The organism is Novosphingobium rhizosphaerae (assembly GCF_050920675.1).
Taxonomy (GTDB): Bacteria; Pseudomonadota; Alphaproteobacteria; order Sphingomonadales; family Sphingomonadaceae; genus Novosphingobium; species Novosphingobium rhizosphaerae.
In genome coordinates this window covers 2633815-2651555 of the sequence record NZ_CP137861.1, presented here as the reverse complement: position 1 = coordinate 2651555, position 17741 = coordinate 2633815, and the positions used below count along the sequence as shown (strand labels likewise).

Sequence of the window (17741 nt, the reverse complement as noted above, 5' to 3'; positions counted from 1 at the left end):
CCCTCTCCCTCATTCGGCCGCTTCGGCCAGGTTTTCGGCCGCCACCGGCTTGGGGTCGGCGGGCAGGTAACGCAGCTGTTCGGCCGTGGCATAGGCCACGTCCCAGCGCGGTTCGGCCATCAGCCACTGCGGCAGATCGTGCATGAAGATCAGCGTGCCAAAGGCGCCGTCCCACACCCGCACTTTCCAGCTGTCATCGACGCAATCGCAATCGGCGCCATATTCCATCTCCCCGCCCAGTTCGGGCACGCGCAGGTAGAGGAACGCCGCGCTGGTCAGGCGGTGGCGGCCCAGCCCCCATCCGCCCTCGAAGCGATAGCCCAGCCGATCGAGATGGTTCTTGCCCACCATCATCTCGTCGATGTCTTCCACTTCGAAATTGGCGTGGTGAAACTTCAGCGTGCCGTCAAAGCCTGGCATCCCGGCATGGGCATTGGCGATGAAGATGTTGTGATGTTCATAGGCGCCGTCGGCGCGCATATAGACGCCAAAGCCCTTCTGGACATCGGTGAGACGAAAGCCGAGCCGGTCGCGATAGTATTCCAGCGCTTCCTGCACATCGGAGAACGTCCACACGCAATGGTGGATGCGCTTGGGGCAGGCGCGGGCCAGCCACTTGCGCGGCTGGTTGAGCCGGCCGATGTGGCCCGGCGTGTTGGCCGGGCTGGGCGCGCCGAACACGGGGCGCGGCTGCCACGCTTGCAGGCCGATGGCCTGGCCGAACGGCGTGACGAAATGGACCACGCCCTGCGCATCCACGGCCAGTTCGTGGTCACGCGCCAGGTCGGCGGTCAGCGCGGCGAGCGCCTCTGGCGTATCCACGCTCCACACGCACTCGTGCACGCCGATGCCGGTCTGCACGCTGCCCTTGGGCAGATCAGGATGCCCCCGGCGCAAGAGATGCACTTGCGCCCCGTTGAGCACTTCGAACCGGGCACTATGGGCATCGGCCGCTTGTGGCTTCAATCCATAGTCTGCGAAAAAGCGGCTCGTGGCCTCAAGGTCATCGACCAGGAACACCAGCCGCCGAATTCCGGTAATCGCCATATCCGCACATCTCCCTTTGGTTCATGACCGGATGATGCGGAGGTGGCGCGGCGGGTTTGTTGATCCACCGCAATTCGATCGCATGGATTAAATCGACCGCTGGCATCACCAAAATCGATACCAGCGGCCGATCCATCATTTGCGGAACAGCAGGGTCAACAGGAACCAGATGGTGCGCGCATCGAGCAGCCTGAGCGCGGCGCGTGCTTCTGCCGGGGTCAGCTTGGCCACCATCGGCATGGCCCCGAAGATCTTGCCGCGAATGACCAGGGCATTGCCGTCGCGCTCGATCTTGCGCACGGTCATCAGCTCCTTGTCGCTAGCGTCGAGCACCCGCATTTGCGGCGGCTTCTTGGCGGCGTTCACTGCAGCATTCATTGCACGTCCCTCCCGCAAACCTTGTCGTAATCGATCCCCATGTCGTCCATCATCTGGATCGCCGTGGCGCGGCCGGCACCGAACACGCCGCCGCCCGGATGCATGAACGGCCCCACCAGATAGAGGCTTTCGATGCCCGGCACCCGGAAAGAGCCGAGGTCGGGTGTGGGCCGGTGCGCCACCGACTGGTACATGAACGGGGCGCAGCCATGGATGTCTCCCTTGACGAAGCTGGCCGGGCTGTCGCGCTCGTGATCGATCGGCGAACGGATCAGGCGACCGGTGATGTTGTCATCCGTCAGGTTGGAATAGAACTTGCGATATTGCGCCAGGGCCGCATCGGCGACTTCTTCCTTGCGCGCGTCCCAGGCGGCCGGGCCGCCATCGAACAAGTCATAGGGCGCAAAGTTGACGCCATAGAACACCCCTGCCCCGGCAGGCGCCCGGCTGAGATCGAAAATGGTGTTGTCGCCGCCGGCGATCAGGCGCGGCGCGGTCAAACCCCGGCGCAACTTGTCGTATTCCAGCAGCATGTCGCGGATGGTGTAGAAATCCATCAGCTCGGTCATCATCGCGTTGGTGTCGTTCCCAACCTTGAGCTTGAGCCGCTCCTTGAGCGTGAGATGCGTGAGATTGATCGAGAAGGTCGACTGCGTCACCCGCTCGGCGCGCTCCAGCACGGGTTCGGGGGTTTCGGCCACGAACTTGCGCAGCACATGCGGGTGGATCGCACCGATCACCCCGTCGCGCGCCATGAAGGTTTCGCCCTCGCTGGTTTCCAGGCCCACCGCCTTGCCCGAAGAGACCAGCACGCGCTTCACTTCCACGCTGCAGCGCACTTCGCCACCGAAATGCTCGATCGCGCGCACCAAGGCCTTGGAGAGCTGGCCCGATCCACCCTTGGGCATCGAACAGCCATAGGTGTGGATGATGCCCGGCATCAGGAACGCGCCCATCCCGGTGCCCAGTTCATCGGGCATCTGCAGGTTCTCGGTGACCATGCGCACGATGTGGAGGCGCAATAGGTCGCTTTCGAAATACTGGTTGACCACGTCGAGCGCGCTGCGGCTCATCACATCGAGCAGGAATCGCCCTTCGTCGGACTGGTCCATCATCGCCACGAAGGCGCCCATCGGGAACGGCGGGGCATAAAGGCCGCCCATGAACATGGGCAGGGCTGCCATGCTGGCGCGGGCAAACTTGCGATAGGCCTCGGCATCGCGCGGGCTGAAGCTGGCGATTTCCTCGCAGGTGCGATCAAGATCCTTCCACGACCGCACGATCGTGCCATCTTCCCAGATCGAGGCGTGCGGCAGTTCGGGATAGATGTATTCAAGGCCGAACCGGCCGAGCAGGCCCAGTTCGTCTTCGCGCAGCATCGGATTGCCCTGGATCATGATGTGCACGTTGGAGTGCTCGTCATGCCAGAAGCCGGGCTGGATCAACTCACGCGTGGAAACGCCGCCGCCAAAGTGCGGCTTCCTTTCCAGCACCAGCACTTTCTTGCCGGCCTTGGCCATGTAGGCTGCGGCGGTCAGGCCATTATGCCCGCCGCCCATCACCACGATGTCGTATTGGCTCATGCGTGTTCTCCCGAAAAGAAGGCACGGAAACCGGCCAGGCCGGGCACGTGGCTGGCGCCACCACCATCGGCCACCAGCACCTGTCCCGTGATGTTGCGCGCCGCATCGCTCGCCAGGAACGCCACCGCCTCGGCGATGTCTTCCGGCGCGCCCAGGCGGTCGCGCAGGGTTTCGTCTTCCACCACCTTGCGCAGCGCCGGGGGAAAGGCTTCGCGCAATGCCGGCGTCATCGTCATGCCCGGCGCCACCGCGTTGCAACGCACCCCGTGCACGCCATGGCTGGCGGCAATCGCGCGCGTCATCTGGATGATCGCGGCCTTGCTGCTGGAATAGGCGGCCTGGATCATGTGGCCCTGCAACGCCAGGTTGCTGACGGTGTTGACGATATTCCCGCCCGTGGCGCGCAGGTGGGGCAGCGCGGCGCGGCAGCCGATCATCGTGCCGCGCACGTTGACAGCAAAGGTGCGGTCCCACAATGCCGTGGCCATGTGCTCCACGTGGCCGTCGTTTTGCGCAATATCGGGGCCGAGCAGTGCAGCATTGTTGTGCAGCACGTCGATCCGGCCGAATGCTTTCACGGTGTCGGCGATCATCGCCTCCACGCTGTCCTCGCGTTCCAGATCGAGGTGGATCGCCAGCGCGCCATCGATCGCATCGGCCAGTTCGCGCGCGCGATCAAAGGCGATGTCGGCAATAGCCACGCGGGCGCCGCGGGCGGTGAGCAGGCGGGCCGTCGCTGCGCCAATGCCGCCGGCCCCGCCGGTGACGATCGCAACCTTGCCGTCCATGCGGATTGCATCCACAGACACGTGTTCTCTCCCCTTGTCTCGTCGTGTTGGGGATGGTCTTAATCGTCATGCATCAAACCGGAAGAAGGCACATTTTTGTGCCCGTCCCGGCATGAAGGGCCGGCCATGGGACGCGATCTTGAGGTGACAGTGGAAACCGCCCGTTTTCCCGCCGCGCTGCGCCCCGGCCTGATCGCCCTGGCAGTCGACATGGCCGCCCACGGCACGCAGCGATCCGATCCCACGCGTGCGGTCATGGCCATGATGGGCGATCGCTGGACCGCGCTTATCCTGCAAGTGCTGATGATCGGCACCTGGCGCCATGCCGACTTGCGCCGTGCGCTTTCGCAACTATCGGCAGAGCAGGCGATTTCACAGCGCGTGCTCACGCTCAAGCTGCGCGCGCTGGAACGCGATGGCTTTGTGGAGCGCCACGTCACGGCAGACGTGCCACCGCGCGTGTCCTATGCGCTCACGCCCCTGGGCCACGATCTCGCCGGCCAGGTGCGCGCCTTGATCGACTGGGTCAATGCGCGCGGCCCCGCGATCGCGGCCGCGCGCGCCGCGTTCGACACGCGCGACGAGGATTGAGGCGACCGCCGCGCCTGCGTGAACGCCTGCCCTTGCCGCTCAGGCGTTTGGCTTGCTCGCCAGGTGGCCGTGCTTCTGCTGGAATTCCATGGCCATTTCATCGCGGCGCAATTCGGCGATCGGCACCACGTTGCTACTGTCGCACTGCTCGCCGTCGTTGGCGAAAGCAGCCAGTTGCTCCACCACCCAGCGCAACGGGCGGTCGTTGTTGTTGGAAATGTGCCATTGGACTGCTTCGCGGATGGTCGGCATGTCGAACGGCAGTTCGCGCATCACCAGCGGCTGGGTCTTGACCATCTGGCGCGCCAGGCGGCGGTGCATCGTTGCCACGCGGCGGGTTCCCACCACCAGCCCGGGCAGCGAAAGGAAGCATGGCGCGATCACTTCGATCCGCCGCTGCGTCTTTTGCCGCCGCACGAACCAGTCATCGAAAGCCGGCGTGCGCGTCTTGCCAAAGCGCGCGGTGACATGGCCCAGTTCGAAATAGCGCTCGCGCGTCATCTCGCCGTGCAGGGCCGGATTGCCCGCGTCGCCCACCACCACGTAATCGTCTTCGAACAACAACTGGCTGGGATGATCGGCGCTGATCGCCAGGTCGATGGTCAGGAGCAGGTCGATCTGCCCGCGCTCCAGCACGTCGACCGGATTGTCTCCCATCGGCTGGATTTCAAAGCGCATGCCCGGCGCCCGCTCGGCCAGTTCGGCCAAAGCCCCCGCCAGCAGCACTTGCGTCGAATAGTCCGAAGCCATGATCCGCACTTGCCGATCCGACGTTGCCGGATCGAATGGCGGGGCAATGGCAATGGTCGTGCGGATCTGGTCGAGCACGGCGCGCACCGGCTCGATCAGCTCCTCCGCCCGCGCGGTCAGGACCATGGAGCGGCCCTTCATCACCAGCAGTTCGTCACCGAAATACTCGCGCAGGCGGCCCAGGGCGCTCGACGTGGCCGATTGCGACAGGCACAGCCGGTCGGCCGCCAGGCTCACGCTCTTTTCCTGCATCAGCACGTCAAGCGCCGCCAGCAGATTGAGATCCAGTCGTTGGAAACGCATGGCTTGTTCCTCTTCCCGGCGTTGGCGGCCCGTTTTCTTGTTGTGTCAGGCCAGTGTCGCCAACGCGCTTTCCACCAGTCTAGCAATATCACCGTCATGGGCAAAGCCTGCCCGCTCTGCCGCAGGCGTTTCCAGCGGCGGCTGTGCCCCGAACGCCGCTTCCAGCGCAGCATCGGGCGCATAGCTGACCAGATCGGCGTGAACGCCGCATTGCCGCGCCACTTCGGAGGCCAGATCGCCCATCGTCACCCGCAATGCCGGCAATGTCACGGCATAAGTGGGCGGCAGCAGCGCGGTATCGAGCGCCAGGGCGTGCAGGAAATTGTCGGCACAGGCCGCCACCGATTGCGCCCAGATGGTCGCGCCGGCCGAAACCGGGCAGACGAACGCTTCCCCGGCCTTGAGCGCGTGGAACAGGTTGGACATGAAGGCACTTTTCATCCCCGATGGCCCCTTGGGCCGCGCCAGGATACCCGGCAGCCGCACCGTCACGCCCTCGATCGCGCTGCGATTGGCAAACAGCGCGACGGCATGCTCCATCATCGCCTTGTGCGCGCCATAGATCATCTTGGGGCTGAGCGGCGTGGCATCGTCCACCCGCGCGGGCAGCGGATCGCCATAGACCGCGATCGAGCTGGCATAGACAAAGCGCGGCCGGCCCAGCGCGGTGGCTTCCAGCAGAAGATCGTACATGGCATCGATGTTGATCCGCCGCGAAGCGGCCGGATCGGCTTCTGCCGCGCCGCCCGGCACTGTGGCCAGGTGAATGATCGCGCTCACCCCCTCGCCCAGCGCCGCTGCACGCACCGCCGCATCGCCCAGGTCACCCGCCACCACCCGCGCGCCGGCAGGAATGCCGTCGGGCACGGTGTCCATGGCCACCACGCCCCGTCCCTGTGCCAGCAAGCGCGCAACGATTTCGCGGCCAACGAAGCCACCGGCACCGGTGATGAGAATGGTCATGGAATGGCAACTCCTCGTGCGGAAGGATAACGCGGTCAAACGGATAACGGTAGACGGGCGCCGTGGGCCAGTGTGGCCCCCGGCGCCCGGAAATGCGATGTGGCCTTGCGGATCAGAAGTTCGCCGAAAACCGCACGCCATAGGTGCGCGGCGCGCCATAGTGCGAAACGGCCATGCCGATCGGCGAAAGCTGCGGCATTGCCACCCGGCGCTTGTTCTCCAGATTGCTGACAAAGCCGCCGAGCGACCAGCCGCCATCGGCCTTGCGCAGGGTGAGCGCGAGGTCGGTGGTCCAATAGGCGCGGATGTGCTCGAAATCGAGGTATTCGAACGCGCCCCACTGGTCGGCACGCCAGGCGGTGTTGACGTTGCCCACCAGTTCCAGTTCCTGGCCCACCGGCACCACCTGCTCCGCGCCCAGGTTCACCGTCCACTTGGGCGCAAACAGCAGCGGCTTGCCCGAGCAGTTGAAATCCTTGACCGGCGCGCCACCGGCCGAAGCCCCCGTATAGGTATAAGGGCAACCGATGTTGTCGCGCGGGGCGGCGGTATAGAGGTGCAGGTCGTTGTACTTGGCATCGAGGTATTGCACCTTGCCGGTCAGCGTGGTGCCGGCAAACGGGCGCACCATGGCGTCGATGTCAAAACCCTTGATGGTCGAACGGCCGGCATTCTCGTTGGAATTGATCACCGTACCCGACGTATCATAGGTGAAATAGGTGATCTGCTGGTCCTTGTACTTCCACAGGAAGCCTTCCAGGTTCAGCTGGACGCGATTGTCGAAAAAGCGGTTCTTGGAACCGATGGTATAGGCCGTGATGAATTCCGGCTTGTAGCTGGGGCGCCCCTCGGCCAGCTGGAACCCGCCGGCGCGATAGCCGCTTTCGGCCGAAGCATAGAGCAGCGAGCGCGGCCCCACGTCGAATTCCACCGCGCCCTTCCACGTGACGCGCGAATAGCTGCCCTGCGCCACCACCGGATTGTAGGTCTTGAGGATCTGCCCCTTGCCGGTGGTCAGGTCGAACAGTTGCACGTTCGCCTGGTCGGTGGCGCTGGACGAGATCCAGCCGTTGGACTTGAGCCAGTCGACCGTCGCCCCGGTGCTGAGCAGGTTGGGGTAGCGCGGCAAGGCGCTGGGGCTGGCGCAGCCATAGGCGAACGAAGCTGGCGGCGTGATCAGTTCGGGCGCCACGCCATCGGGGGCACCGCCGCAGAACGTGATGAAATTGTTGATCATCCCGTTCATGTCCTTGTGGTCGTGCGTATAGCGCGCACCACCCACCAGGCGCAGCCGGTCGGTCACATGGGCGGTCAACTGGCCGAACAGCGCCCAGCTCGTGGTCTTGTGCGTGTATGACTGGATCGGCAGCACGAATTCCTGGTTGTACTCGCTGACCGACTTGATCTTTTCGTCAAAGAAGAACCCGCCCAGCACATAGTCCACCATGCCCTTGCTTCCCGACAGGCGGGTTTCCAGGCTGAACTGGTTGTCGGTTTCGTTGGCATAGGCAGTGTTGAACGCGGGGCCATAGAAATAGCTTTCCCCGCTGGATTTGCGATAGGCCGGAATGATCGTCAGCTTGCCCAGGCCGGTGTTCCAGTTCAGCTCTGCATTCACCCCCCAATAGGTGAAGTCGATCGACTGCTGCCGGTTCATCGCGTTCAGGAAGCCGAAGCCCGGCGCCGCCAGCTGCTGCTGGCGCCAGGCATTGGCGGCCTTGGTGTTGAGACCTTCGCTGGTATCGAACCCGGCGGGGATGAAATTGTAGCTGGGATCGAACGAGCCGACATAGCTGCTGCCCGTGCCGACGCCGCCCACCTTGGTCCAGTCCGCGCCCAGGCGCAGGCTGAAATCCGAACTCGGTTCGAACAGCAGTTGCGCACGCACCCCGCTGCGATCCAGATCGTCCGAACCATCGCGGTTATAGCCCTTGTGGTATTGGCGGGTGCCGGCGACGCGCAGCGCCGTGCTGTCGCCCAGCGCCAGGTTGACGTGGCCATCGACGTTGACCGCGTCGTAATTGCCATAAGACAGGTTGAAGCCCATCCCGTTCTTGCCCAGTTCCGGGCGCGCCGGGATGATGTTAACGGCACCGCCCGTGGCGTTGCGGCCATAGAGAATGCCCTGCGGCCCCTTGAGCACTTCGACCCGCTGGAGATCGTAGAACGCGGCCGAGAATGCGCCCGCCGCACGGCCCAGCACCACGCCGTCATAACTGGGCGTGACGGCCGGATCGTTGTACGAGCTGTTGGTCACGTTGCCCACGCCGCGCAGGAAGATCGAGGTGTTCGATCCGCCGCCATTGGTCACGCTGATGGCTGGAACCTGCTTGGTGATGTCCTGGGCGTTGGTCACGCCGCGTTGCATCAGGTCGTTGCCGGAAACGGCATCGATCGCGATCGCTGCCTTCTGGATGCTTTCCGACTTGCGCTGTGCCGTCACCACGATCTCGCCCAGGCCGGTATCGCCGCTCGCGGCGCCCTGCGTGGCTTGCTGGGGTGCCACCGGCTGCGCTGCGTCCTGTGCCTGTGCCGCTGTTGCAGCCACGGCCAGAGCCAGAACGGAAACCGAAAAGCCGGCGCATGCGCGCATCTTTGTCATGTACAAGTCCTCCCCGGAGCATTTCCGCGCATCTTTGGCGCGGCAAACCTCATGGGGCGTCACGTAAGGCAATCATGCCGGCCCGTCTTACCGATTGTGTGGATGGGCGCCTATCCATGCTTCGGATTTGCGTCCTTCGCGCTGCGCTCTAGCCATGGCGGCATGGAACGGGAGAACATCACCGGCGTCACCAAGACGCTGATCGTTGGCGGCGGCATCGGCGGCATGGCCGCAGCCATCGCCTTGGCAGAACGCGGCGTGTCGGTCGAACTGATCGACCTGGACCCGCAATGGCGCGTCTATGGCGCGGGCATCACCATTACCGGGCCAACCTTGCGGGCCTATCGCCGCCTGGGGCTGCTCGACCAGATCAAGGCGCAGGGCGCGATCACCAACAAGACCCGGCTTTTCCGCTTTGACGGCGCGCATATCAAGGATCTGGACGAGCCGGTGATCGAGGAAGGCTTGCCGGCCACCGGGGGCATCATGCGCCCGGTGCTGCACAAGATCATGCAGGGCCGCGTGCGCGAACTGGCCATCCCGGTGCGCCTGGGCCTGACGGTCAGCAACCTCACGGAAAGCGGCGATGGCGTGGATGTCACCTTTTCCGACGGCAGCGCCGGGCGTTATGACCTGGTGGTTGGCGCTGACAGCGTTTTCTCGCACATGCGCACCCTGGCATTCCCCCACATGGCGCCCGCCCTGCCCACCGGCCAGGGCTGCTGGCGCATCTCGATGCGCAAGCCGCCCACGCTCGACATGGGCGAATTCTACCTCGGGCACGAAAACCCCTGCGGCATCACGCCGTGCAGCCCCGACAGCATCTACATGTGGATGCTCACCGCGCATGAAGAGCGCGAAACCTTCCGTACCGAGCAGGAACTGTTCGACGATCTCAAGGCCCTGCTGGCCGATTTCGGCGGCCATGCCGGCTGGATTCGCGATACAATGACCCCGGCGGACTGGATCAACTATCGCCCGCTAGCCGCCGCGCTTCAGCCGCGCCCGTGGTACACCGGTCGCGTCGTCCTGCTCGGCGATGCCGTCCACGCCACCACTCCGCATCTCGCCTCGGGCGCGGGCATGGCGGTGGAAAGCGGCATCGTCCTGGCCGAGGAACTCGCCCGCGCCGGGGCAGACGTGGCCGCCGGCTTGCATGCCTATCAGGAACGCCGCTATCCGCGCTGCCAGGACGTGATCGACAGCTCGATCGCGGTGGGCCGCCTGCAACTTGCCCATGGCAGCCCGGCCGAGCATGCCCATATCCTGGAAGGCGCGCTCGATCGGCTCAACCAGCCGTTCTGAACCGCCCAACGCCGCTCGTGGCGCCAGCCTTGGCCGTTGCCGCCCGCGCGGTTTGCGGCCAAGAACGGCGCCATGACGCTTACTATCACCCACGCCGCCCACCCCACCGACGCGCAGCGCGAAGCCATCCTTGCCCCTTTGCGCGCCTATAACCTGCGCGAAGGGGGGAACCCCGGCCTCGTCCCGGTCGCGCTGCTGCTGACCGATGCCGATGGCGCCGAACTGGGCGGCCTGTGGGGCAAGATCGCCTACGACTGGCTGTTCATCGAACTCCTCGCCGTGCCCGCAAGCCATCGCGGCCAGGGTCATGGCGAAGCCCTGATGGCGCGGGCCGAAGCCCTTGCCCGCACGCACGGGTGCGTCGGCATCTGGCTCGATACCTATGCGTTCCAGGCACGCGGCTTTTACGAAAAGCTCGGCTTTGCCGTGTTCGGCACCCTGGCAGACCACCCGCGCGGGCAAAGTCGCTTTTTCCTGCAGAAACCGCTGGCACCCCTTGCTGCCTGAGCGTGTGATGCAAAGCGCTCGCGGTGGGCCGGTCTGGGTTCGGCGCCTGCCCACTGGGGCAAGACGGCTCGACCCGCGCGGCCAGGGCCGGTAACGCGGCCGGCATGCTGCATGTCGTCCATCATCCCGGCTATGTCGTGCATGCCGATCGGCCTGGCACTTTTGCGCACGACAAATACGCGCTGGTCATGCAGGCACTGCACGCAAGCGGCACGCCGATGACGGTCCACGCGCCCGAGATCATGCCGCCCGCCTGGCTCGAAGCGGTGCACGATCCGGCCTATGTCCAGGAAGTGCTGGCCTGCGCCGTCCCGCCCGAAAAGCAGCGCCGCATCGGCTTCCCCATCGATCCGCCGATCGCGCGCCGGTCGCAGCTGTCGCCCGGTGGCACCTGGCTGGCGGCCAAGCTGGCCTTGCGCCACGGCTATGCCGCCAACAGCGCTGGCGGCAGCCACCATGCCCTGGCCGAGAGCGGCGCGGGATATTGCGTGTTCAACGATCTGGCCGTGGCCGCCAACCGGCTGATCGCGGAAGGCGACGTGGCGCGCATCCTGATTCTCGATCTCGACGTGCACCAGGGCGATGGCACCGCCATGCTCACCGCCGGGCGCCAGGACATCTTTACTCTCTCGCTCCACGCCGAAAAGAATTTCCCCACCTGCAAGGCGCGCTCCTCGCTCGACGTGGCCCTGCCCGACCAGACCGGCGACGCTGACTATCTCGAAGCCCTGAACAGCGCCCTCGTGCCGGTGCTCGATGATTTTGCCCCCGACCTCATCCTGCTCCAGGGGGGCGTCGATGCCCATGCGGACGACCGCCTGGGCCGCCTTGCCCTCACCGACGAAGGCCTTGCCGCGCGCGACCGCTTCGTCGCCTCGCAAGCCTGGCGACGCGGCATCCCCCTCGCCAGCACGCTGGGCGGCGGTTACGGCGCAGACCGCCAGGCCGTGGCCCGCCGCCACGCCCGCACGATTCTCACTCTGGGTGCCCTGATTGGCTGAACCCGCCAGCGGTTGCCGCCGCTGTGCTCCGGCTCGAACTTCCAATCCTGCCTGTGACCCACCAACAAAAAACCCGGCCTCTACGAGACCGGGCATTTTGTTGGTGCGCCCGACGGGATTCGAACCCATGGCCCCCAGATTAGGAATCTGGTGCTCTATCCTGCTGAGCTACGGGCGCCCGCGCCTCTCTTAAGGGCGTGGTGGCGGCAAGGCAATGTGCGTTTGGCCCGGTTCAGTTGACTTCGCCAGGCGGCGCCACCGGGATCAGCAGCGGCGCGATGGCAATGCCTTCGTCCAGCAAATCGCGCGCTTCCTCGGGCGTTGCCTGGCCATGGATGGGGGCAACATCCTTGTCGCCATAATGCATGGCGCGGGCGTCCTGGGCGAACGAATCGCCCACCCAGGTCGAACTCTTGATCGCCTCGGCCTGGGCCAGCGCGACGGCGCGCAGCATGGCCACTGCTTCGGGCGGCAATGGGGGTGGTGTGGCCGGCGCGCTCTTTGGTGCCGCTGCCCCGCCCGGCGCAGCGCTCTGCGCGGGCGCGGCCGTAGGCATGGCGGGCGCCTGATTGCCCTTGCGTCCCACGGCCGGGGCCATCACTGCCTTGACCACGTCGTCGCTGCCGCACACCGGGCAGGTAACCAGCCCGCGTTCCTGCTGCTGTGCATAGTCGCGGGACGAGGCAAACCATCCTTCGAAGCGGTGCTGGCCGCCGGTGCATTGCAGATCGAAGACAATCATGACGCGTGCGATATGGGCACGGGCCGCTTGTTGGCAAGGCTCGGCAGTTGCTGCCGCACGGCCGCGGTGCGCGCCGGATCGATTTCGGCAAAGCCCAGGCCGGCGTCGCCCCCCATGTCGAGCACCACATCACCCCACGGATCGACCACCAGGCTGTGGCCATAGGTTTCGCGCCCGTCTTCATGCCGGCCGGTCTGCGCGGCGGAAATGACGAAAGCGCTCGCTTCCACAGCGCGGGCGCGCTGCATCAGGTGCCAGTGCGCCTTGCCCGTGGGCACGGTAAACGCGGCGGGAATCGCGATGCAATCGCAGCCCGCCTGGCCCAGTGCCTCGAACAGCGCCGGAAAACGGATATCGTAACAGATCGCCAGGCCCAGCCGCCCCACCGGCGTTGCCACCGTCACCACGGCCTCGCCCGGTCGATAGGCGGCCGATTCGCGCCAGCTTTCGCCCGTGGCGAGGTCCACGTCGAACATGTGCATCTTGTCGTACCGCGCGGCGATGTCACCAGCCGCGTCGATCACGAAAGCGCGGTTGGCCGATCGCCCATCACCCGAAGCGCCGGCGGCGCCATCGGGCTTCACCGCCAGCGAGCCCAGGTGCACCCAGATACCATGGCGTGCCGCCGCCTCGCGCGCGGCAGCAAGCACGGGATTGGCCTCTTCGGGCACGATGTGCGGCGCGGCGCGCGCGCGATCGCGATCGATCAGGCCGGCCATCTCGGGCGTAAACAGCATCGCCGCCCCCTCCCCCGCCGCGCGCGCCACGGCATCGGCGATGGTGGCGGCATTGGCCAGCGGGTCGATCCCGCTGGTCATCTGCAACAGGGCGACTTTTACCGCTTCGCTCATGCGAGGCCGAGCAGCGCGTCGAGCTTGCCGGCGCGATCGAGGGCGTGGATATCGTCGGAACCGCCCAGCGCCTGGTCGTTGACGAAGACCTGCGGCACCGTGGCGGCGCCGGGCGCGCGCTCCAGCATTTCGGCGCGCTTCGGGCCGCCCATGGTCACGTCATGCTCTTCATAGGCAACGCCCTTGGCGTCGAGCAGGGCCTTGGCACGCACGCAATAGGGGCAGCCCCACTTGGTGTAGATTTCGACCTTGGGGGTTGGGCTCTGGCTCATGCTCGCTCCGCTTGAAATGGTGAAATGGGGGCCTTGAAATGCGCGACGCAGCCCACACATGGTTGTTCGTGAGGCGCGCCGCAAGCCGGGCGCATCACTTTCAACCCGCTCCAGCGCCGGAGTTTCCCGGGCCGGGGCACGTGCAGATTGCTCGACAAGAGGATATTGCCATGAACCGTTTCGATTTCACCCCCTATCGCCGCACCACCGTGGGCTTCGATCGCCTGTTCGACCTGCTCGAACGCCAGGCCCGCGCCAATGCCGGTGACAACTATCCGCCCTTCAACATCGAACGCCAGGGCGACGATGCCTATCGCATCACGCTGGCCGTCGCCGGGTTCAAGCCGGAGGAACTCGATATCACCGCGCAGCAGAACCTGCTGGTGGTCAAGGGCAGCAAGGCCGATCTGGCCGACAAGCAGTACCTGCATCTTGGCATCGCCAACCGCAGCTTCGAACGCCGCTTCGAACTCGCCGATTTCGTGCGGGTGAGCGCGGCCGACCTTGCCGATGGCCTCCTGACCATCGACCTGGTGCGCGAAGTGCCCGAAGCGATGAAGCCCAAGAAGGTGCTGATCGGCAACCAGAAGGCGCTTTCGGTGGTGGACGGCGGCGACGCCAGCGCGGCCGCCTGATCCACTGACAGCCTGACACAAGAAGGGGCGCTGGCCATATGCGGCCAGCGCCCCTTTTTTCATGCGTTGAAACCCTGAAACGAGGCCAGGATCAAACCAGCCGCGCCTGCTTCACCGCCGCCGCGATGAAGCCCTTGAACAGCGGATGCGGATCGAACGGGCGGCTCTTCAGTTCGGGATGGAACTGCACGCCGATGAAGAACGGATGGTCCGGTCGCTCAACGATTTCGGGCAGCAGTCCATCGGGCGACATGCCGGAAAAGCGCAGGCCGCCCTGCTCCAGCGCATCGCGATAGGCGACGTTCACTTCATAACGGTGGCGGTGGCGCTCGCTGATCGTGGTGGCATCATAGATGCTCGATACGTGGCTGTTGCCGGCCAGGTGCGCTTCATAGGCGCCCAGCCGCATCGTGCCGCCCAGGTCGCCGCCAGCCTCGCGCTTTTCCAGGCCTTCGGCGGTCATCCATTCGGTGATGATGCCCACCACCGGCTCCTTGGTCGGGCCGAACTCGGTGGACGAAGCCTCGGCAATCCCGGCCGTGTTGCGCGCACCTTCGATGCAGGCCATCTGCATGCCCAGGCAAATGCCGAAGAACGGCACGCCGCGCTCACGGGCAAAGCGCACGCTGGCGATCTTGCCTTCCGAGCCGCGCTCGCCAAAGCCGCCGGGCACCAGGATGCCGTGCATCGGCTCAAGATGGGCGGCAATCTCGCTGTCTTCACGCTCGAACAGTTCGGCGTCGATCCAGCGCACGTTGACCTTGACGCGGTTGGCCATGCCGCCATGCGCCAGTGCTTCGTTGAGCGACTTGTAGGCGTCCTGCAGGCCGACATACTTGCCGACCACGCCAATGGTCACTTCGCCTTCCGGGTTCTGGTAGCGGTCGACGATATCGTCCCACACCGCCAGGTTCGGTTCGGGCGCGGTCATGCCGAAGTGGCGCAGCACTTCCGCGTCCAGCCCCTCGGCATGGTACTGCAAGGGCACGGCATAGATGCTGCTGGCGTCGAGCGCGGGGATCACCGCCGATTTGCGCACGTTGCAGAACTGCGCGATCTTGGCGCGCTCGCCCTCGGGCAGCGGCTTTTCGCAGCGGCACAGCAGGATGTCGGGCTGGATGCCAAGGCCAGTCAGCTCGCGCACGGAGTGCTGCGTGGGCTTGGTCTTCAGCTCGCCCGCCGCCGCGATATAGGGCACCAGCGTGACGTGGACGAAGCAGGTCTGGTCGCGGTCCAGCTCGTTGTGCAGCTGGCGCAGCGCCTCGATGAACGGCAGGCCTTCGATGTCGCCGACCGTGCCGCCGATTTCGCACAGCACGAAATCGAGGTCTTCGGTCTCGGTCTGGGCGAAGTCCTTGATCGCGTCGGTCACGTGCGGGATCACCTGCACGGTTGCGCCCAGGTAATCGCCGCGCCGCTCCTTGGCGATGATGTCACGATAGATGCGGCCCGAGGTGATGTTGTCAGCCTGGCGGGCCGAAACCCCGGTAAAGCGCTCGTAGTGCCCAAGGTCGAGATCGGTCTCGGCGCCATCGTCGGTCACGAAGACTTCGCCGTGCTGATAGGGGCTCATCGTGCCCGGATCGACGTTGAGATAGGGGTCGAACTTGCGGATCCGCACCCGATAGCCACGAGCCTGGAGCAACGCCGCGAGGCTTGCCGCCATGAGACCTTTGCCGAGCGAGGAGACCACGCCGCCGGTGATAAAAATGTACCGCGCCATGGGAGTTGGGCCTTAGCGTCAGAAGGGACAGGAGCGCAAGCGGAACCGACGCCGAATGGCATGGCAATCCACAAGCGCGAGACGAACCGTGGCCGTCCCCGTGCCACCTGCGGGCGCGGGGACCGTCACGAAATGGGTGCGCAAAAACAAAACCGGCGCCCCCGCCTGTGCGGCGGGAACGCCTGGCTTCATGCTTGCACGGTATTACTGCTTGGCGGCGCCGCCCAAAGGATCGGCCGGTGCAGCCGGAGCCGCCGCCGCCGAAGGATCAGCGGCCGGGGCCGCGGGCTGCTGTGCCCCACCTTGCTGGCTTTGCCCGGCCAGCGGATCGGCCGTGCGCTGCAACGAGGTGTCGAGGCTGCGCGTGCCACCTGTGTTCACCGCCATGGCCGCCAGCACGATGCTCAGCCCCACGAACAGCGCGGCGAGAATCGAGGTCATGCGGGTGAGGAAATCAGCCGCGCCACGGGCCGACATGAAGCCGGCCGGGCTGCCGCCCACGCCAAGGCCGCCGCCTTCGGACTTCTGGATGAGAATCACGCCGACCAGCGCTGCTGCGACAAGCGCCTGGATGACGGTGAGGAAGATAAAGAGCGACATGAGGTTCCGCCTGAAACTGTTGCGGCGCACTTAGGGCGCGCCGGCCCCTTGCGCAAGGGGCCGATTTCCCGACTCTCAGCCCTCGCCCGCGCCGGCGGCTGCCACGATCGGCAGAAAGGCATCGGCAGTCAGGCTTGCGCCGCCCACCAAGGCGCCGCCCACTTCGGGCGCGGCCAGGAGCGCCGCGGCGTTCCCGGCGTTGACCGAACCGCCATACAGGATGCGCGGGCGGCTGCCGGCCTCGCCATAGGCCGCCACCAGGCGTGCCCGCACGGCCGCGTGCATCGCCACCACGTCTTCCACGTCGGCCACGCGGCCGGTGCCGATCGCCCAGACGGGTTCATAGGCGACGGCGAGCTTGCCGGCATTGGCCGCTTCCAGCGCGGCGTCGCCCGTCGGCAGCGAGCCATCGACTTGCCCGGCAACCACGGCTTCGGCCCGGCCGCTGTCGCGTTCTTCCAGGGTTTCGCCCACGCAGATGATCACGCCCAGCCCGGCGGCCAGGGCGGCATCGGCCTTGGCACGCACCAGGGCATCGCTTTCGCCATGGTCGCGGCGGCGCTCGCTATGGCCCAGAATCACGAAGTCGGCGCCGATATCGGCCAGCATCGCGGCCGAAACGTCACCAGTGTGGGCCCCCTTGGCCTGGGTATGGCAATCCTGGCCGCCCACGCCGATGCCGGTCACCGCTTCGCGCAGCAGGCCGATCAGCGGAAAGGGCGGGGCCAGCGCGATATCCACCTGGGGATGGCGCGCCGCGGCCCGGTCGATTGCGCGGGCCTCGGCCATCATGGCCCGGCTTCCGTTCATCTTCCAGTTCCCGACGATGTATGGTCGTTGTGCCATGGCAGGCCTTGTCCCTCGTGCTGTTTGCCCCGTGACCGGGTGCTGGCAATCCGCCCCTGCCGGCACGGCACCTGCCGGCGGGCGGATTGCAGAATCCCGATTCCTTGCAATCCCCTTGCCTGCAATTGGCCCGCCAGCGCAAGGCCCGCGCGATGAAGTGCCGTGCGCCGGGCAGGCCAAACGCCCCGCCCCGGCACCCGCCACAGGCATTGCGGGATCGGCGCAAGCCTCCTAAGGCAGGCCAACCAAGATAT

The 17741-nt window shown here is 65.8% G+C and carries 18 protein-coding genes and 1 tRNA gene; 5 read left to right on the top strand and 14 right to left on the bottom strand.

Features of this window, described 5'->3' with window-relative positions; translation table 11 throughout:
* Nucleotides 1-9 precede the first annotated feature (9 nt).
* The 4 genes from R9J51_RS12130 to R9J51_RS12115 all read right to left on the bottom strand — a co-directional run bounded on the left by R9J51_RS12130 (nucleotide 10) and on the right by R9J51_RS12115 (nucleotide 3817).
* On the bottom strand, nucleotides 10-1047 hold the full coding sequence (locus tag R9J51_RS12130; protein WP_179504586.1) for a VOC family protein: 1038 nt from the start codon (nucleotides 1045-1047) through the stop codon (nucleotides 10-12).
* 135 nt (nucleotides 1048-1182) lie between these two features.
* Nucleotides 1183-1425, bottom strand: a complete 243-nt coding sequence (locus R9J51_RS12125) for a hypothetical protein (protein ID WP_246865893.1) — start codon at nucleotides 1423-1425, stop codon at nucleotides 1183-1185.
* Nucleotides 1422-3008, bottom strand: a complete 1587-nt coding sequence (locus R9J51_RS12120; RefSeq protein ID WP_179504585.1) for a phytoene desaturase family protein — start codon at nucleotides 3006-3008, stop codon at nucleotides 1422-1424. Before R9J51_RS12120 ends, R9J51_RS12125 begins: the two co-directional genes overlap by 4 nt.
* Nucleotides 3005-3817: an SDR family oxidoreductase gene (locus R9J51_RS12115; protein ID WP_179504584.1), complete on the bottom strand. Its 813-nt coding sequence runs from the start codon at nucleotides 3815-3817 to the stop codon at nucleotides 3005-3007. Before R9J51_RS12115 ends, R9J51_RS12120 begins: the two co-directional genes overlap by 4 nt.
* A 105-nt stretch (nucleotides 3818-3922) precedes the next feature.
* On the opposite strand from R9J51_RS12115, the gene R9J51_RS12110 reads away from it, so the two are divergent.
* Nucleotides 3923-4387, top strand: a complete 465-nt coding sequence (locus R9J51_RS12110) for a winged helix-turn-helix transcriptional regulator (protein WP_179504583.1) — start codon at nucleotides 3923-3925, stop codon at nucleotides 4385-4387.
* Between the two features lie 39 nt (nucleotides 4388-4426).
* Here R9J51_RS12110 and R9J51_RS12105 read toward each other — a convergent pair whose 3' ends face one another.
* The 3 genes from R9J51_RS12105 to R9J51_RS12095 all read right to left on the bottom strand — a co-directional run bounded on the left by R9J51_RS12105 (nucleotide 4427) and on the right by R9J51_RS12095 (nucleotide 9005).
* Nucleotides 4427-5440, bottom strand: a complete 1014-nt coding sequence (locus R9J51_RS12105) for a LysR family transcriptional regulator (protein WP_179504582.1) — start codon at nucleotides 5438-5440, stop codon at nucleotides 4427-4429.
* 45 nt (nucleotides 5441-5485) lie between these two features.
* Nucleotides 5486-6403, bottom strand: a complete 918-nt coding sequence (locus R9J51_RS12100; protein WP_179504581.1) for an NAD-dependent epimerase/dehydratase family protein — start codon at nucleotides 6401-6403, stop codon at nucleotides 5486-5488.
* Nucleotides 6404-6515: 112 nt separating this feature from the next.
* Nucleotides 6516-9005 carry a TonB-dependent receptor gene (locus R9J51_RS12095; protein ID WP_432787419.1) on the bottom strand — a complete coding sequence of 830 codons (2490 nt, stop codon included), beginning with the start codon at nucleotides 9003-9005 and terminating at the stop codon, nucleotides 6516-6518.
* Between the two features lie 162 nt (nucleotides 9006-9167).
* On the opposite strand from R9J51_RS12095, the gene R9J51_RS12090 reads away from it, so the two are divergent.
* From R9J51_RS12090 to R9J51_RS12080, 3 genes are all read left to right on the top strand, one after another.
* Nucleotides 9168-10310 carry an FAD-dependent monooxygenase gene (locus R9J51_RS12090; protein ID WP_246865891.1) on the top strand — a complete coding sequence of 381 codons (1143 nt, stop codon included), beginning with the start codon at nucleotides 9168-9170 and terminating at the stop codon, nucleotides 10308-10310.
* A gap of 72 nt (nucleotides 10311-10382) precedes the next feature.
* Nucleotides 10383-10817, top strand: coding sequence for a GNAT family N-acetyltransferase (locus R9J51_RS12085; protein ID WP_179504579.1), 435 nt, complete (start codon nucleotides 10383-10385; stop codon nucleotides 10815-10817).
* A gap of 104 nt (nucleotides 10818-10921) precedes the next feature.
* Nucleotides 10922-11818, top strand: coding sequence for a histone deacetylase family protein (locus R9J51_RS12080; RefSeq protein ID WP_179504578.1), 897 nt, complete (start codon nucleotides 10922-10924; stop codon nucleotides 11816-11818).
* 101 nt (nucleotides 11819-11919) lie between these two features.
* On the opposite strand, the gene R9J51_RS12075 is transcribed toward R9J51_RS12080, so the two are convergent.
* From R9J51_RS12075 to grxC, 4 genes are all read right to left on the bottom strand, one after another.
* Nucleotides 11920-11996 (bottom strand) — tRNA-Arg (locus tag R9J51_RS12075).
* Nucleotides 11997-12050: 54 nt separating this feature from the next.
* The gene (locus tag R9J51_RS12070) at nucleotides 12051-12560 is read right to left on the bottom strand and encodes a DUF1178 family protein (protein ID WP_169474275.1); all 510 of its coding nucleotides are present in this window, start codon (nucleotides 12558-12560) and stop codon (nucleotides 12051-12053) included.
* Nucleotides 12557-13411, bottom strand: coding sequence for a carbon-nitrogen hydrolase family protein (locus tag R9J51_RS12065; protein ID WP_179504577.1), 855 nt, complete (start codon nucleotides 13409-13411; stop codon nucleotides 12557-12559). Before R9J51_RS12065 ends, R9J51_RS12070 begins: the two co-directional genes overlap by 4 nt.
* Nucleotides 13408-13683 carry a glutaredoxin 3 gene (gene grxC / locus R9J51_RS12060; RefSeq protein ID WP_179504576.1) on the bottom strand — a complete coding sequence of 92 codons (276 nt, stop codon included), beginning with the start codon at nucleotides 13681-13683 and terminating at the stop codon, nucleotides 13408-13410. The genes R9J51_RS12065 and grxC overlap by 4 nt, the downstream gene beginning before the upstream one ends.
* Nucleotides 13684-13853: 170 nt before the next feature.
* On the opposite strand from grxC, the gene R9J51_RS12055 reads away from it, so the two are divergent.
* Nucleotides 13854-14318: an Hsp20 family protein gene (locus R9J51_RS12055; protein ID WP_168554684.1), complete on the top strand. Its 465-nt coding sequence runs from the start codon at nucleotides 13854-13856 to the stop codon at nucleotides 14316-14318.
* A gap of 91 nt (nucleotides 14319-14409) precedes the next feature.
* Here R9J51_RS12055 and R9J51_RS12050 read toward each other — a convergent pair whose 3' ends face one another.
* From R9J51_RS12050 to tpiA, 3 genes are all read right to left on the bottom strand, one after another.
* Nucleotides 14410-16041 (bottom strand): CTP synthase, encoded by a 1632-nt coding sequence (locus R9J51_RS12050; protein ID WP_168554683.1) that lies wholly within the window; start codon nucleotides 16039-16041, stop codon nucleotides 14410-14412.
* A 204-nt stretch (nucleotides 16042-16245) separates the two neighbouring features.
* A complete protein-coding gene (gene secG, locus R9J51_RS12045) occupies nucleotides 16246-16641 on the bottom strand; it encodes a preprotein translocase subunit SecG (RefSeq protein WP_168554682.1) in 396 nt (131 codons plus the stop codon).
* A gap of 75 nt (nucleotides 16642-16716) precedes the next feature.
* Entirely contained in the window at nucleotides 16717-17487 is a 771-nt protein-coding gene (gene tpiA, locus R9J51_RS12040) for a triose-phosphate isomerase (RefSeq protein ID WP_168554681.1), read from the bottom strand.
* Nucleotides 17488-17741: the final 254 nt, after the last annotated feature.